Here is a 13,333-nt window from a genome sequence, read left to right on the forward strand (position 1 = left end):
TAGGTCGCTAACTATTAAAAAGCTTCAGGCGACTTTCGCCTCGTAGCCTTCTTCGGTGATCACCGCGATCACCTGATCCGCCGACAAAGCACTCTCGACACCGACTTCTTTCGCAGCCAGATCGATACGCACGCTGGCCGCAGGATCCTTGGCTTGCAGCGCCTGAGTGATGGCTTTGACGCAGTGACCGCAGGACATGCCTTGAACGTTGAACACTTGCATGGGATGACTCCTTGAGTGAGGTTGCGTGCAGTCTCGAGCTTGCCACCGTGGCAAGGTCAAGTTCTGAAGTGAGCTGCCGGGCTGGCAATCAGCGTCGCGCTCGGCCAAGCTGCGTCCATCAATGACTCGACATCAGGAGATTCAGCCATGCGCTGGTCAGCTCTCAGCCTGTTTGGCTTTCTCAGCCTATTTGCCGCGACACCTTCGGTTCAAGCCGCCGGGGAGGACTATGGCGTACTGATCATTTCCCGCGAGCGCCTGGAAGTCGCGACCTCCTGCGAGATCGGCGTGTACATTCACGATCAGCTGTCGGCGCGGTTGTTCCAGGAACAAAGCACCTCGTTCAACCTGCCGCCGGGCAATGTGTCCTTGCGCCTGAAGCTGCTGCCGGGCCAGGCGCCGGGTTGCAACCCGGGCATGCTCGCACCGGGTTCGCAGAACATCACGCTCAAGGCCGGTGACGTGTTGAAGTTCCGGATTGCGATGACGCAGGAAGGGATGTACCTGAAACCTGCCGCTCTCGAATACTGAGTCGCCTGTAAAAAAGATCGCAGCCTGCGGCAGCTCCTACGGGATCGGGTTACCACGCGGTCAATGTAGGAGCTGCCGCAGGCTGCGATCTTTTGATCTGAGACATGGCGCTTGACCTTGCCAGCATGGCAAGGTTGATCCTGTAGATATCTTCTACAGGGAGCGTGACCGATGTCCGAATCCACCACTTTCGATCTGCCGATTGCCGGCATGACCTGCGCCAGTTGCGCCGGGCGTGTCGAGCGTGCCTTGAGCAAAGTCATCGGCGCCTCTGCCGTCAGTGTCAACCTGGCCACCGAACAGGCCCGGGTTCATGCGCCCAGCGACAGCCTGCCGGCCTTGATGGATGCCGTGCAGCAGGCGGGTTACAGCGTGCCGCAGCAGAGTCTGGAATTGAGCATCGACGGCATGACCTGCGCCTCTTGCGTCGGCCGGGTCGAACGGGCGCTGGCCAAGGTGCCGGGAGTCAAGAGCGTCAGCGTCAACCTGGCCAACGAACGTGCTCACCTTGAGCTGCTCGGTCAGATCGATCCGCAAACCTTGATCGCTGCCGTGACCAAGGCTGGCTACAGCGCCAGTGTCTGGGAAGTCGAACACCCGCAAACCGATACTCAACAACAACGCCTGCACCGCGAGCGTTGGGCCTTGATCATGGCGATCGTCCTCGCCTCGCCGTTGGTGCTACCGATGTTGCTGCAACCATTCGGCGTGCACTGGATGCTCCCGGCCTGGGTGCAATTCGCGTTGGCGACGCCGGTGCAATTCATCTTCGGTGCGCGCTTTTACGTCGCTGCCTGGAAAGCCGTGCGCGCCGGTGCGGGCAACATGGATTTGCTGGTCGCCTTGGGCACCAGCGCCGGTTATGGCTTGAGTCTCTATGAATGGGCCACCGCCGCCGGGCGCATGCTGCACCTGTATTTCGAAGCCTCGGCGGTGGTGATTGCCCTGGTGCTGCTGGGCAAGTACCTGGAAAGCCGCGCCAAACGCCAGACTGCCAGTGCCATTCGCGCCCTCGAAGCCTTGCGTCCGGAGCGGGCGATTCAGGTGATCGATGGCCGCGAGCAGGACGTCGCCATCAGTGCCTTGCGTTTGAATGATCTGGTGATGGTCAAACCCGGCGAACGCTTCCCGGTGGATGGGGAAGTGGTCGAAGGCCAGAGCCACGCCGACGAAGCGTTGATCAGTGGCGAAAGCCTGCCAGTGCCCAAACAACCCGGCGACAAGGTCACCGGCGGCGCGATCAATGGCGAAGGCCGGTTGCTCGTTCGCACCCTGGCCTTGGGCGCGGAAACCGTACTCGCCCGCATCATCCGCCTGGTCGAAGACGCTCAAGCGGCGAAAGCGCCGATCCAGAAACTGGTGGATAAAGTCAGCCAGGTGTTCGTGCCAACGGTTCTGCTGATTGCGTTGGCCACCTTGATCGGTTGGTGGTTGCACGGCGCGCCGATGGAAACGGCGCTGATCAATGCCGTGGCGGTATTGGTGATCGCCTGCCCTTGCGCGCTCGGGCTGGCCACACCGACAGCGATCATGGCCGGCACAGGCGTGGCAGCGCGCCACGGGATTCTGATCAAGGACGCCGAAGCGTTGGAGCGTGCCCATGAAGTCAGTGCGGTGGTGTTCGACAAGACTGGCACGCTGACCTCGGGTACTCCGCGCATCGCTCATTTGAGCGCAATCAACCATGACGAAGCGGCCCTGCTGCAAATGGCCGGTGCCCTGCAACGCGGCAGTGAACATCCACTGGCCAAGGCGGTTCTGGACGCTTGTGCCGAACGCGGCTTGACCGTGGCCGATGTCAGCGACAGTCAATCGCTGACTGGCCGAGGCATCGCCGGCTCTCTCGACGGTCGTCGATTGGCGTTGGGCAATCGTCGTCTACTGGAAGAGAGCGGCTTGAGCGCAGGTGAATGGGCGGACTCCGCCACCGCGTGGGAAACCGAAGGCCGGACCCTGTCCTGGCTGATCGAGCAAAGTCCCGAACTTCGTGTGCTGGGCCTGTTCGCTTTCGGCGACACCCTCAAACCCGGCGCGCTGCAAGCCGTGCAACAACTCAACGCACGCAACATCAGCAGCCACCTGCTGACCGGCGATAATCGCGGCAGCGCCAAGGTGGTTGCCGAGGCGCTGGGCATCAAGGATGTCCACGCCGAAGTACTGCCGGCAGACAAAGCCGCCACCGTCGCCACACTCAAGAAAACCGGCGTCGTGGCGATGGTCGGCGACGGCATCAACGACGCACCCGCCTTGGCCGCCGCCGACATCGGCATCGCCATGGGCGGTGGCACCGACGTTGCGATGCACGCAGCCGGGATCACCCTGATGCGCGGCGACCCACGGCTGGTGCCGGCGGCGCTGGAGATCAGTCGCAAGACCTACGCGAAGATTCGTCAGAACCTGTTCTGGGCCTTCGTCTACAACCTGATCGGCATTCCGCTGGCAGCGTTCGGCTTCCTCAACCCGGTGCTGGCCGGTGCGGCCATGGCGTTGTCGAGCGTCAGCGTGGTGAGCAATGCGCTACTGTTGAAAACCTGGAAACCCAAGGATCTGGAGGACAACCGATGAACATCGGCCAAGCGGCCCGCCAAAGCGGTCTGAGCGCGAAGATGATCCGTTATTACGAATCCATCGGCTTGCTCAAGGCCGCCCATCGTACCGACAGCGGCTATCGGGTGTACGGCGACGACGACCTGCATACCCTGGCGTTCATCAAGCGTTCCCGGGACCTGGGGTTCTCACTGGAGGAGGTCGGCAAACTGCTGACCCTCTGGCAGGACCGCCAGCGAGCCAGCGCCGATGTGAAGGCCCTGGCCCGTCAGCACATCGACGAGCTGAACCAGAAAATCCGCGAACTCGGCCAACTGCGCGACACCCTGCAGGACCTGGTCGAACACTGCCACGGTGATCACCGTCCCGACTGCCCGATCCTCAAGAATCTGGAGTCGGGCTGTTGCGCACAACCCGCTCGCCCCTGATTGCCAGCCCCTTCACCACCAACAACGTGGTGAGGGGAATCCCGTGGAACAACAGCACCACGGCACCCGGCGTCCACCATGAATAGAACGGCGCGGCGATCAGCATGCCGACGCCGAACCCGGTCATTTGCAACAGCGTCAGGAAGCTGAAAATCGGCAGGCGCAGGCTGTCCGGTTCACGCTGTAGCCGCGACATCAGGCCGACTTCCGCGAAACCGTCGCCCAATCCCGCCGGCAGCGAGAACAACAGCAAACCGTAGAGCGTTTGCTGCTGAAACATCAGGATGAAGCCACAGGACATCAGCAACACACCAAAGAAGAATCGTCGCTCCAGGTTTACGTTATCCGAACCTTTCAGCCTGCTGGCGATGCGCGCGCCAATGAGTTTTCCGCTGGCCCAGACGGCCAGCATCAGACCCAGCGTGGTGCTGGCCGACTCGGGCGTCAGCAGTCTGGAAATGATCGGAAACCCCACGTTATGCGCCGCACTGCCAAGGGTGTCAGCCATGGCCACCGCGAGCATCGCCGCCACCACCGGTGTACTGCGCAGGCCTTGGCGCAGGGCCGCCCATTCACCACGCTCGTGAGTGGGTTCCGCGCTGAGTGCAGGTTTTGAGAAGCGCAGCGGCAAGATGAACAACGCGGCCAGCAGATAAGTGACCACGTTCAATGCAAACACCGTTTCAAAGCCGAATGCCGCCACTAAAAGCCCCGACACCAGACTTCCACCGACCATGGCGGCCGATGACGCCGAGGTGATCCAGGCGTTGGTCTTGAGCAAATGCTCAGCTTCGATCAAGTGCGGCAATTGGCTGTTCAGGCCGATGGCGAACATCGAGTTGCCGAATCCCAGACCGAAAGCGATCACCGGTAACAGCAGCATCTGCTGGGCGACCGGCAGCACCAGCAGCAGACCCAGCAGCCCGGCGCGCAACAGGTCGAAGGCAATCAGCGGCAGGCGCCCGGCCCAACGGTGATAAAACGTCGTGCCGATGAGGCTGGCGAATACTCCACCGGCCACGCGGCTGGCGAGAAAGATGCCGACGCTCATGGCGCTGTTGCTGAGCAGGTAGACGTAGGTGGCCAGGGCGACCATGTTGAGGAAGGCGCCAAAGTCCGAGACCAGACGGGCGGTGATGATCAGTTGGGCGTTGCGGGTGGTGTTCACATTCAGTCCTTGAGTGTGGGTTGGGTCGGTGGGCAGTAAACGTGATTTTGTGTGGATCTGGAAGCCACCCCTCACCCTAACCCTCTCCCCAGAGGGTAGAGGGAACTGACCGAGGTGTATTTCGAGGTACATCGACCTGAGATTCCGAGTCGAACTCAGGTTTTGAAAAACATGAAGATCGGCTCCCTTTCCCCTCTCCCCCGTGGGGAGAGGGCTGGGGTGGATCTATCTGACACCACACGACAGCTCCTATTGCCCATAAAAAAACCCGGCCGAAGCCGGGTTTTTATTAACCGATCACTGCATCCAGGGCGGAGGCGGCTCTTCGGTTTTGCCCGGTGGCGCGTCGTCAGCAGCGCGGATCGCTTGCTTGCGCTCTTCATCAAGGCGTGCCGCCTCGATCTCGCGCATGATCCCGCCAACATCGGCCAACTCTTCCGGCTCATCGAACTCGCCGGTCAAGACGCTGGCCGGGTGCAAGGTGCCGGCTTCGAACAGGGCCCACATTTCCTTGGCGTACTTGGTCTTTTTCAACTCCGGCGCAAACCGCCCGAAGTAGGACGCCATGTTGCCGACATCCCGCTCCAGCATGCTGAACGCGTGGTTGTTGCCCGCCGCGTCGACCGCTTGCGGCAGGTCGATAATCACCGGGCCGGTCGGGGTCAGCAGTACGTTGAACTCCGACAGGTCACCGTGCACCAGACCGGTACACAACATCAGCACGATCTGCGAAATCAGGAACGCGTGATACTCGCGTGCCTGATCCGGTTCCAGCACCACGTCGTTCAGACGCGGCGCGGCATCACCGTACTCATCGGCCACCAGTTCCATCAACAGCACGCCTTCAAGGAAGTCGTAAGGCTGAGGAACCCGCACGCCAGCACCGGCCAGACGGAACAATGCCGCCACTTCGGCATTCTGCCAGGCGTCTTCGGTTTCTTTCTTGCCGAACTTGGAGCCCTTGGCCATCGCTCGAGCCTGACGGCTGTTGCGCACCTTGCGGCCTTCCTGATACTCGGCCGCCTGACGGAAACTGCGTTTATTCGCCTCCTTGTAGACCTTCGCGCAACGTAACTCGTTGCCGCAGCGCACCACATAAACAGCTGCTTCTTTACCACTCATGAGTGGGCGCAGCACCTCGTCGACCAGACCGTCCTCGATCAGGGGTTCAATGCGTTTTGGAGTCTTCATCAGCTTTTATTGGGGGTCCTTTATTACCAAACACGCGAAAGTCATTCGTTATACGGCAATCCACTCATTCGGGGGAGGGGTTGCCGACCTATGAACGTTCCTGTGACCGTCAAGAAGCACACAATGTGCCGGTTTAATCAGTCAGCAACCGCCGGTCGTCATCGGCCGCCACAGATCATAGCTGACCCTGCGTCACTTGTTGCTGAAGGGCTAAGCAGGTATTTGCGACAGTAGCTGACATCTCGATTCATACCCTTCGTAGGATTTTTCTTAATAGGCCTCAATTTCCGCCTCGGCCGGCCGAAGTCATCAGAGACAAAGTGATTTGTCCGACAATCGTTCTGCCAATAATCCGCGAGTCATCTGCACTGCGTGGGCCTACAAGAAAAATCTGGAGCGCGGATGAACATCAAACAGAAGTTGACCTGGGCGTTTGCAATCATCGCCTGCTTGCCGGTGGTGCTGGTCGCTACCCTGGTTGTGCTGAACTTGCGCAGTGATGCCAAGGACAGTTTCGTCGATGGCAGTGGCCGTGAAATTCGTCAGGTCAGCAACGCCATGCAACTGTTCTTTGACGGCATCAGCCAGAACGTGGATTACCTGGCGACCCAACCGCTGATCAAGAACTCCGACGACAGCCTCAAGACCTACATGAGCGCCAACGCCGAGAGCATTCCCCAAGGTGAGATGGACAAGAAAGTCTTCGGCCTCCTTCAGGACCTGGGTAACAGTCACCCGTCCTACGCTTATGCCATCCTCGGCACCGCGGCGGGCGGTTATGTGTCCTGGCCGGACGATGCCAAGCTGAACAATTACGACCCGCGCCAACGCCCCTGGTACAAGGCTGCCCAGGCCAAACCGGGCAAACCGTTCCGCACCGAGGCCTATTACTGGGCCCAGGACGACGCGACGTACGTCAGTACCGTGCGCACCATCGACAACAAATTGGGCACCAATGGCGGCGTGGTCAGCATCGACGTGACGCTCAAGCAGCTCACCGAAATCGTCAAACAGATCAAGCTCGGTGAAACCGGCTACCTGATGCTGCTGGAAAACACCGGCACCGTGCTGGTCGATCCGAAGCAACCGGAACACAACTTTAAAGCGCTGAGCAGCCTCGGCGAGGGCTACGCGCAACTGGCCAAGGCCGGCAAAGGGCTGGTGGAAGTCGAGCTGAACGGCGAACGCTACATGGCCAACGTCTGGCCGTCGGAGCAGCTGGGCTGGACCTTTATCGGCCTGATCAAGCAGACCGACGTGATGAGTTCGGCCACTCAACTGACCTGGCTGATCGCGATCATCGCCGCCGTACTGGCCGTGCTCTTCGCCATCGTCGGCGCCAGTTTCGCCAGCCTCATCGTGCGACCGATCCGCAGCGTGGCCAGCGGTCTGGAAGGCATCGCCCAAGGTGAAGGCGACCTGACCAAGAACCTGCAAATCCGTGGCAGCGATGAAACCGCGCAACTGGCCAACTGGTTCAACCAGTTTTTGGCGGCGATTCGTAACCTGATCCAGAGCATTGGCGGCGCCGCGACCAAGATCCTCGCCACCTCCAAGAGTTCGACCCAGGTCTCCAGCGACATGGCCGAAGCCGCCGGGCGTCAGCGCGAAGCGGTGGACATGGTTTCCACGGCGTTCCACGAAATGGTCGCCACCGCCAACGAAGTCGCGCGCTCTTGCAGCCAGGCGGCGGAATCGGCCGACAGCGGCCAGCGTCAGGCGCGTGAAGGTCAGCAGCAGATTGATGCGGCCGTGACCAGCGTTGATCGCTTGAGCCAGGAAATCGAACAGTCGGCCCAGTCGATGCAACAGCTCGAGCGCGACAGCAACGACATTCAGTCAATTCTCGGGACCATTCGCTCGATTGCCGAACAGACCAACCTGCTGGCACTGAACGCCGCCATTGAAGCGGCGCGGGCCGGTGAACAGGGTCGTGGGTTTGCGGTGGTGGCCGATGAAGTTCGGGCACTGGCCAAACGCACGGCCGATTCCACCGCGGAAATCGACGGTTTGCTGGGTAACCTCGCCAAACGCACCAGTCAGGTGACTCAGCAAATGCACGCCAGCCTGGAAGTGTCCCAGCAATCGGTGACGCGGATCGGTGAAGCACGCAGCAGCTTCGGGCTGATTCGGGAATCGGTGGACGTGATTCGCGACATGAACACCCAGATCGCTACCGCGGCGGAAGAACAGCATCAGGTGGCTGAAGACATCAATAGGCACATCAGCCAGATTCATGGTGATGCGCAGTTGGTGGCGGAACTGGCGAACTCGGCGCGGCTGGATTCACAGAGTCTGGCGGGGTTGTCGAATGAGCTGGATGGGTTGGTTCGGCGGTTCAGGACTTGAGAATTGGGGTGGTTTTAGATCCACCCCTCACCCCAGCCCTCCCGAAACGTCGGACCGCCCCAGAGGGGAGAGGGGGAAAGGGAGCCCATCTCCATCGCCTTCAAATCCTGAGCTCGACTCGATATTTCAGGTCGAAGAATTTCTCGAGATATCCCCAATAAGTCCCCTCGCCCCTTGGGGAGAGGGTTAGGGTGAGGGGGCTGGTTTTCACTGCCGAAACAATTCTCCCGGGGTAAACCCGAACAGGCTTTTGAACGCCGCAATAAACGCCGAAGTCGAGTCATACCCGCAAGACAGCGCGGCATTCGTCACGCTGTCCCCCTCCTCCAGCAAACTCAACGACGACAGCAACCGCATCCGCTGGCGCCACCCTCGAAAGCTCAACCCGGTTTCCCGCTGGAACAACCGCATCAAGGTCTTCTCCGAGGTGCCCAACCGCTCGGCCCACGCCTGCAAGGTCACATTGCGCTCAGGGCTTTCGATCAGCTCGTTGCACAACCCCAGCAACCGTTCATGGCGCGGTAGCGGCAGCGAGAAGCCGACCTCCGGCAGATGCGCCAACTGATCCAGCAGTACACTCACCAGCCGCGATTCCTGGCTGTCGCCCTGTGGATATTCAACCGGCAGCAAACAAAAACTCTTGATCAGCTCCCGGGCCAACGGCGTCACTTCCAGCACCCGGCAACGCCCGTCCGCCCATTCACAATCCTCGCGGCGCACATAGAGGCTGCGCATCTCGGCGCGCATCGAAGTCACCACCTGGTGTTCGAGATCAGCCGGAATCCAGATCCCCCACTGCGGCGGCGCAAAGAAACTGCCTTCGGCGGTGTGCACGCCGAGAACACCGCTGATCGCGTAGGAGAACTGCACCCAATCGTGCCGATGCGGCGGCGTCCATGAACCGGCGTTGAGACTTTCCGCACGGGCATACAGCGGACGCGGCAGCGCCGTCAGCGTCGGAATCGTCCGCTCGAGGGAAAGTTGTCCGTTAGTCGGCATTGATTGGCCTTATGTCGCAAGACGGCTGATGGAGCCGACGTTAGGCTAAGTCACCAATTCTTACAAATGTATTCGGTGCCTGTTATGCATGCCTTCAAACACCTCAAACGCGTGGTCACCGACTGGTTCTTGTGCGGCATGTTGATCGCCACGCTGCTGGCGTATTTCTTCCCGACCTTTGGTGCCAGCGGTGGCGGGATGCACGCTGAATACGTGATCAACATCGGCGTGTTTCTGGTGTTCTTCCTGCACGGGGTCAACCTGTCCAGCGAGCAGATCACTCACGGTCTGAAAAACTGGAAGCTGCACGTGATGGTTCAGGGTTTCACCTTCGCGGTATTTCCACTGATCTGGCTGCTGAGCGACACGCTGTTTGGCTCGCACATTCCATCGCTTCTGATGCTGGGTTTCCTGTATCTCTGCGCCCTGCCCTCGACCATCTCCTCGTCCGTGGCCCTGACCGGCAGCGCGGGCGGCAACGTACCGGCGGCGATTCTCAACGCGAGCCTGTCCAGCGTGCTGGGGATTTTCCTGACGCCGTTGCTGGTGAGTTTCGTGGTCGGCAGCGGCGCGGGCGGCATCGACTTGGGCGCCACCCTGCTCGACCTCTGCGCCATGTTGCTGTTGCCACTGGTGCTCGGCCAATGGGTTCGGCCGTTCCTCGGCAAGTTCTTTGCCCGCCACAAGCGCTACACCAACATCGCCGACAAGTTGGTGATCCTGTTGCTGGTCTACGCGGCGTTCTGCAATTCGATGGTCTCGGGGATGTGGCAAAAGCAGGGCAACAGCGTAATCCTCACGGCATTGATCGGCAGTGCGATCCTGCTGGCGATCATCCTGTGGATGACCACCCGCACCGCTCGCGCGTTGAAATTCAGCCCGGCCGATGAAATCGCCGCAGTATTTTGCGCCAGCAAGAAATCCCTGGCCGCCGGTGCGCCAATGGCGGCGCTGATCTTCGGCGCCAACCCGGGGCTTGGGCTGATCCTGTTGCCGATCATGATCTACCACCCGTTGCAGCTGATCGTCTGCTCGGTCATGGCCGAGCGTTACGCCAACCGCAACCGGCAGCTGGCTCAACAGCAAAGCGCACCAGCCCTCAGCGCTCGATAATCGCTGTCACACCCTGGCCACCGGCGGCGCAGATCGAGATCAACCCTCGGCCCTTGCCCGCCGCATCCAGCAACTTCGCCAGGCTCGCGACGATGCGTGCGCCAGTCGCGGCAAACGGATGCCCCACCGCCAGTGAACTGCCTTTGACGTTGAGACGGCTGCGGTCGATGGAGCCCAGTGGCGCATCGAGACCGAGGCGGGTTTTGCAATATTCCGGATCCTCCCAGGCCTTCAGCGTGCAGAGCACCTGCGCGGCGAAGGCTTCGTGGATTTCGTAGTAATCGAAGTCCTGCAAGGTCAGGCCGTTGCGCGCCAGCAAACGCGGCACCGCATACACCGGCGCCATCAACAATCCTTCCGCACCGTTGACGAAATCCACCGCCGCCGTCTCGCCGTCACGCCAATAGGCGAGGATCGGCAGGCCGCGCTCTTTCGCCCATTCCTCACTGCCCAGCAGCACCACTGACGCACCATCGGTGAGTGGCGTGGAATTGCCCGCGGTCAGGGTGCCCTTGGCGCTTTTCTCGAAGGCCGGTTTCAGTGAGGCCAGTTTTTCCAGGGTCAGATCCGGGCGCAGGTTGTTGTCCCGGGTCAGGCCGAGGAACGGTGTCATCAAATCGTTGTGCCAGCCTTCGGCGTAGGACGCGGCCAGTTTCTGATGACTTTCCTGGGTCAGCTGATCCTGTTCGTCACGCGGGATGCTCCAGGTCTGGGCCATCAATTCACAGTGTTCGCCCATCGACCGACCGGTGCGAGGCTCGCCGATGCTTGGAAAGTAAGGCACCAAATGGCGGGGGCGCAGTTGCAGGAAGGTTTTCAGTTTGTCGGCGGTGCTTCGGGCCCGGTTGGCCTGCAGGAGGATCTTGCGCAGGCCTTCGTTAACACCGATCGGCACGTCCGAGGCTGTGTCGACGCCACCGGCAATGCCACATTCGATCTGACCCAGGGCGATTTTGTTCGCCACCAACAATGTTGCCTCCAGCCCCGTGCCGCAGGCTTGCTGGATGTCGTAGGCCGGCGTCATCGGTGACAACCGCGAGCCCAGCACGCACTCGCGGGTCAGGCCGTAATCGCGCAAATACTTGACCAGCGCACCCGCTGCCACTTCGCCCATGCGTACACCGTGAAGGTTATAGCGCTCGATCAGGCCTTCCAGCGCTGCGGTGAACATCGCCTGGTTACTGGCAGTGGCGTACGGCCCGTTGGACCGGGCGAAGGGGATACGGTTACCACCAATAATCGCAACGCGGCGCAGTTGAGTCATGAAAAGCTCCTGATGAATTATTCAAATTGAGAACCACCCCCCTTGTAGGAGCCGCCCGGACCAAGCTCAGCTCCTACAATGTTCTAGCGTAGGCCTTATCTCGTGGATCGAACGACTGATTGCCATTCATGGTCCACACTTTGAAACCCAGCTGCTGGAGCGCGTTCCATGTCTGACCGTTATATCGACTTCGCCAATTCGTCCATCGGCCATCGTTTGGTCGGGGCCCTGGGTCTGCCGTCGCCGGTTCGACTGGAGCGCTGGCAAGCCGGCCGGCTGCGGCCTGTCGAGGGGGCGCTGTTGTTAGGCGGTGGCCCGTTGACGGAGAAAATCGGCACCTTCGCCAACCGCCTGACCGACGCGATTTACAGCTACGGCGCCGAGCCTTCGCTGGCCACCGCGTGGATTCCCGGCCACGGCCCCAAACTCAAAGCCGTGGTGTTCGACGCCAGCGGCCTGGTGCAGACCGATCAACTCAAACAGCTGCGCGAGTTCTTCCAGCCGCTGATAAAAAACCTCGACCACAGCGCGCACCTGGTGATTCTGGGTCGCGCGCCGGAGACCTTGAGCGATCCGTTCGCCGCCAGCGCCCAGCGGGCATTGGAAGGTTTCAGCCGTTCGCTGGCCAAGGAACTGCGCAGCGGCGGCACCTTGCAGCTGATTTATGTCGGCGAAGGGGCGGAGGATCAACTGGAAGGCCCGCTGAGGTTTTTCCTCTCGCCCAAAAGTGCATTCGTTTCCGGGCAAGTGATTCGCTTGAACGCCTGCGACGCGCAGGTGACGGACTGGACTCGCCCATTGTCCGGCCGCAAGGCGCTGGTCACGGGTGCTGCACGCGGCATCGGTGCCTCCATCGCCGAAACCCTGGCCCGTGACGGGGCCGACGTGATCCTGCTCGACGTAGCACCGGCCAAGACTGATCTCGACGCCCTCGCCGCACGCCTCGGCGGGCGCAGCATCACCCTGGATATTTGCGCCGAAGACGCCGCCGCGCAGTTGATCGAGCAACTGCCCGACGGCATCGACATCGTGGTCCACAACGCTGGCATCACTCGGGATAAAACCCTGGCCAACATGACCCCGGAATTCTGGGACGCGGTGTTGGCGGTCAACCTAAATGCGCCGCAAGTGCTGACCAAGGCACTGCTCGACAGCGGCACCCTGCACGACAACGGCCGGGTGATCCTGCTGGCGTCGATCAGCGGCATCGCCGGCAATCGCGGGCAAACCAATTACGCAGCGAGCAAGGCCGGGCTGATCGGTCTGGCCCAAGCCTGGGCGCCGTTGCTGAATGAGCGCGGCATCAGCATCAATGCGGTAGCACCCGGTTTCATCGAAACCCAGATGACCGCGCACCTGCCGTTCGGCGTGCGTGAGGCCGGGCGACGCATGAGTTCGCTGGGCCAGGGCGGCCTGCCGCAAGACGTCGCGGAGGCGGTGGCGTGGCTGGCTCAACCGGGCACCGGCGCATTCACCGGCCAAGCGTTACGGGTGTGCGGACAAAGTGTTTTGGGGGCTTAG

Annotated in this window: 11 protein-coding genes and 1 pseudogene; 7 read left to right on the forward strand and 5 right to left on the reverse strand. The window is 61.1% G+C overall.

Annotated features, from left to right (window positions below):
- Positions 1–24: 24 nt before the first annotated feature.
- Positions 25–222, reverse strand: a complete 198-nt coding sequence (locus tag ACSQ87_RS28260; protein WP_046044719.1) for a heavy-metal-associated domain-containing protein — start codon at positions 220–222, stop codon at positions 25–27.
- A gap of 147 nt (positions 223–369) precedes the next feature.
- Between ACSQ87_RS28260 and ACSQ87_RS28265 the strand changes: the two genes are divergently transcribed.
- The 3 genes from ACSQ87_RS28265 (at position 370) to cueR (ending at position 3,728) form a co-directional block, all read left to right on the forward strand.
- Entirely contained in the window at positions 370–753 is a 384-nt protein-coding gene (locus tag ACSQ87_RS28265) for a hypothetical protein (protein WP_046044720.1), read from the forward strand.
- Between the two features lie 171 nt (positions 754–924).
- Complete coding sequence (locus ACSQ87_RS28270) at positions 925–3,318, forward strand: heavy metal translocating P-type ATPase (RefSeq protein ID WP_436274847.1); 2,394 nt, start codon at positions 925–927, stop codon at positions 3,316–3,318.
- Positions 3,315–3,728, forward strand: coding sequence for a Cu(I)-responsive transcriptional regulator (gene cueR, locus ACSQ87_RS28275; RefSeq protein WP_008156539.1), 414 nt, complete (start codon positions 3,315–3,317; stop codon positions 3,726–3,728). The genes ACSQ87_RS28270 and cueR overlap by 4 nt, the downstream gene beginning before the upstream one ends.
- Here the strand turns inward: cueR and ACSQ87_RS28280 are convergent.
- Together ACSQ87_RS28280 and ACSQ87_RS28285 are read right to left on the reverse strand one after the other, a co-directional pair.
- Positions 3,682–4,896 (reverse strand): MFS transporter, encoded by a 1,215-nt coding sequence (locus ACSQ87_RS28280; RefSeq protein ID WP_436274848.1) that lies wholly within the window; start codon positions 4,894–4,896, stop codon positions 3,682–3,684. The genes cueR and ACSQ87_RS28280 overlap by 47 nt on opposite strands.
- Before the next feature lie 297 nt (positions 4,897–5,193).
- On the reverse strand, positions 5,194–6,087 hold the full coding sequence (locus ACSQ87_RS28285; protein ID WP_223433437.1) for a PA4780 family RIO1-like protein kinase: 894 nt from the start codon (positions 6,085–6,087) through the stop codon (positions 5,194–5,196).
- A gap of 402 nt (positions 6,088–6,489) precedes the next feature.
- Between ACSQ87_RS28285 and ACSQ87_RS28290 the strand changes: the two are divergent.
- Together ACSQ87_RS28290 and ACSQ87_RS28295 are read left to right on the forward strand one after the other, a co-directional pair.
- Positions 6,490–7,578 (forward strand): annotated as a pseudogene (locus ACSQ87_RS28290) (cache domain-containing protein); the annotation flags it as partial.
- A 129-nt stretch (positions 7,579–7,707) separates the two neighbouring features.
- Positions 7,708–8,436 carry a methyl-accepting chemotaxis protein gene (locus ACSQ87_RS28295; RefSeq protein ID WP_371917828.1) on the forward strand — a complete coding sequence of 243 codons (729 nt, stop codon included), beginning with the start codon at positions 7,708–7,710 and terminating at the stop codon, positions 8,434–8,436.
- Positions 8,437–8,643: 207 nt separating this feature from the next.
- Here ACSQ87_RS28295 and ACSQ87_RS28300 read toward each other — a convergent pair whose 3' ends face one another.
- Positions 8,644–9,435, reverse strand: a complete 792-nt coding sequence (locus tag ACSQ87_RS28300; RefSeq protein ID WP_223433439.1) for an AraC family transcriptional regulator — start codon at positions 9,433–9,435, stop codon at positions 8,644–8,646.
- A gap of 84 nt (positions 9,436–9,519) precedes the next feature.
- On the opposite strand from ACSQ87_RS28300, the gene ACSQ87_RS28305 reads away from it, so the two are divergent.
- Positions 9,520–10,548: a bile acid:sodium symporter family protein gene (locus ACSQ87_RS28305; RefSeq protein WP_436274849.1), complete on the forward strand. Its 1,029-nt coding sequence runs from the start codon at positions 9,520–9,522 to the stop codon at positions 10,546–10,548.
- Here the strand turns inward: ACSQ87_RS28305 and ACSQ87_RS28310 are convergent.
- Complete coding sequence (locus ACSQ87_RS28310; protein WP_223433441.1) at positions 10,535–11,812, reverse strand: acetyl-CoA C-acetyltransferase; 1,278 nt, start codon at positions 11,810–11,812, stop codon at positions 10,535–10,537. The genes ACSQ87_RS28305 and ACSQ87_RS28310 overlap by 14 nt on opposite strands.
- 168 nt (positions 11,813–11,980) lie before the next feature.
- On the opposite strand from ACSQ87_RS28310, the gene ACSQ87_RS28315 reads away from it, so the two are divergent.
- On the forward strand, positions 11,981–13,333 hold the full coding sequence (locus ACSQ87_RS28315; protein WP_223433442.1) for a 3-oxoacyl-ACP reductase: 1,353 nt from the start codon (positions 11,981–11,983) through the stop codon (positions 13,331–13,333).

It is taken from the genome of Pseudomonas sp. LjRoot277 (assembly GCF_964253845.1).
Lineage (GTDB): Bacteria > Pseudomonadota > Gammaproteobacteria > Pseudomonadales > Pseudomonadaceae > Aquipseudomonas.

What these genes read in the sequence shown, in the direction of transcription:
- ACSQ87_RS28260 (WP_046044719.1), bottom strand. Translation starts at nt 222, where the DNA reads ATGCAAGTGTTCAACGTTCAAGGCATGTCCTGCGGTCACTGCGTCAAA.
- ACSQ87_RS28265 (WP_046044720.1), top strand. Translation starts at nt 370, where the DNA reads ATGCGCTGGTCAGCTCTCAGCCTGTTTGGCTTTCTCAGCCTATTTGCC.
- ACSQ87_RS28270 (WP_436274847.1), top strand. Translation starts at nt 925, where the DNA reads ATGTCCGAATCCACCACTTTCGATCTGCCGATTGCCGGCATGACCTGC.
- cueR (WP_008156539.1), top strand. Translation starts at nt 3,315, where the DNA reads ATGAACATCGGCCAAGCGGCCCGCCAAAGCGGTCTGAGCGCGAAGATG.
- ACSQ87_RS28285 (WP_223433437.1), bottom strand. Translation starts at nt 6,087, where the DNA reads ATGAAGACTCCAAAACGCATTGAACCCCTGATCGAGGACGGTCTGGTC.
- ACSQ87_RS28295 (WP_371917828.1), top strand. Translation starts at nt 7,708, where the DNA reads ATGGTTTCCACGGCGTTCCACGAAATGGTCGCCACCGCCAACGAAGTC.
- ACSQ87_RS28300 (WP_223433439.1), bottom strand. Translation starts at nt 9,435, where the DNA reads ATGCCGACTAACGGACAACTTTCCCTCGAGCGGACGATTCCGACGCTG.
- ACSQ87_RS28305 (WP_436274849.1), top strand. Translation starts at nt 9,520, where the DNA reads ATGCATGCCTTCAAACACCTCAAACGCGTGGTCACCGACTGGTTCTTG.
- ACSQ87_RS28310 (WP_223433441.1), bottom strand. Translation starts at nt 11,812, where the DNA reads ATGACTCAACTGCGCCGCGTTGCGATTATTGGTGGTAACCGTATCCCC.
- ACSQ87_RS28315 (WP_223433442.1), top strand. Translation starts at nt 11,981, where the DNA reads ATGTCTGACCGTTATATCGACTTCGCCAATTCGTCCATCGGCCATCGT.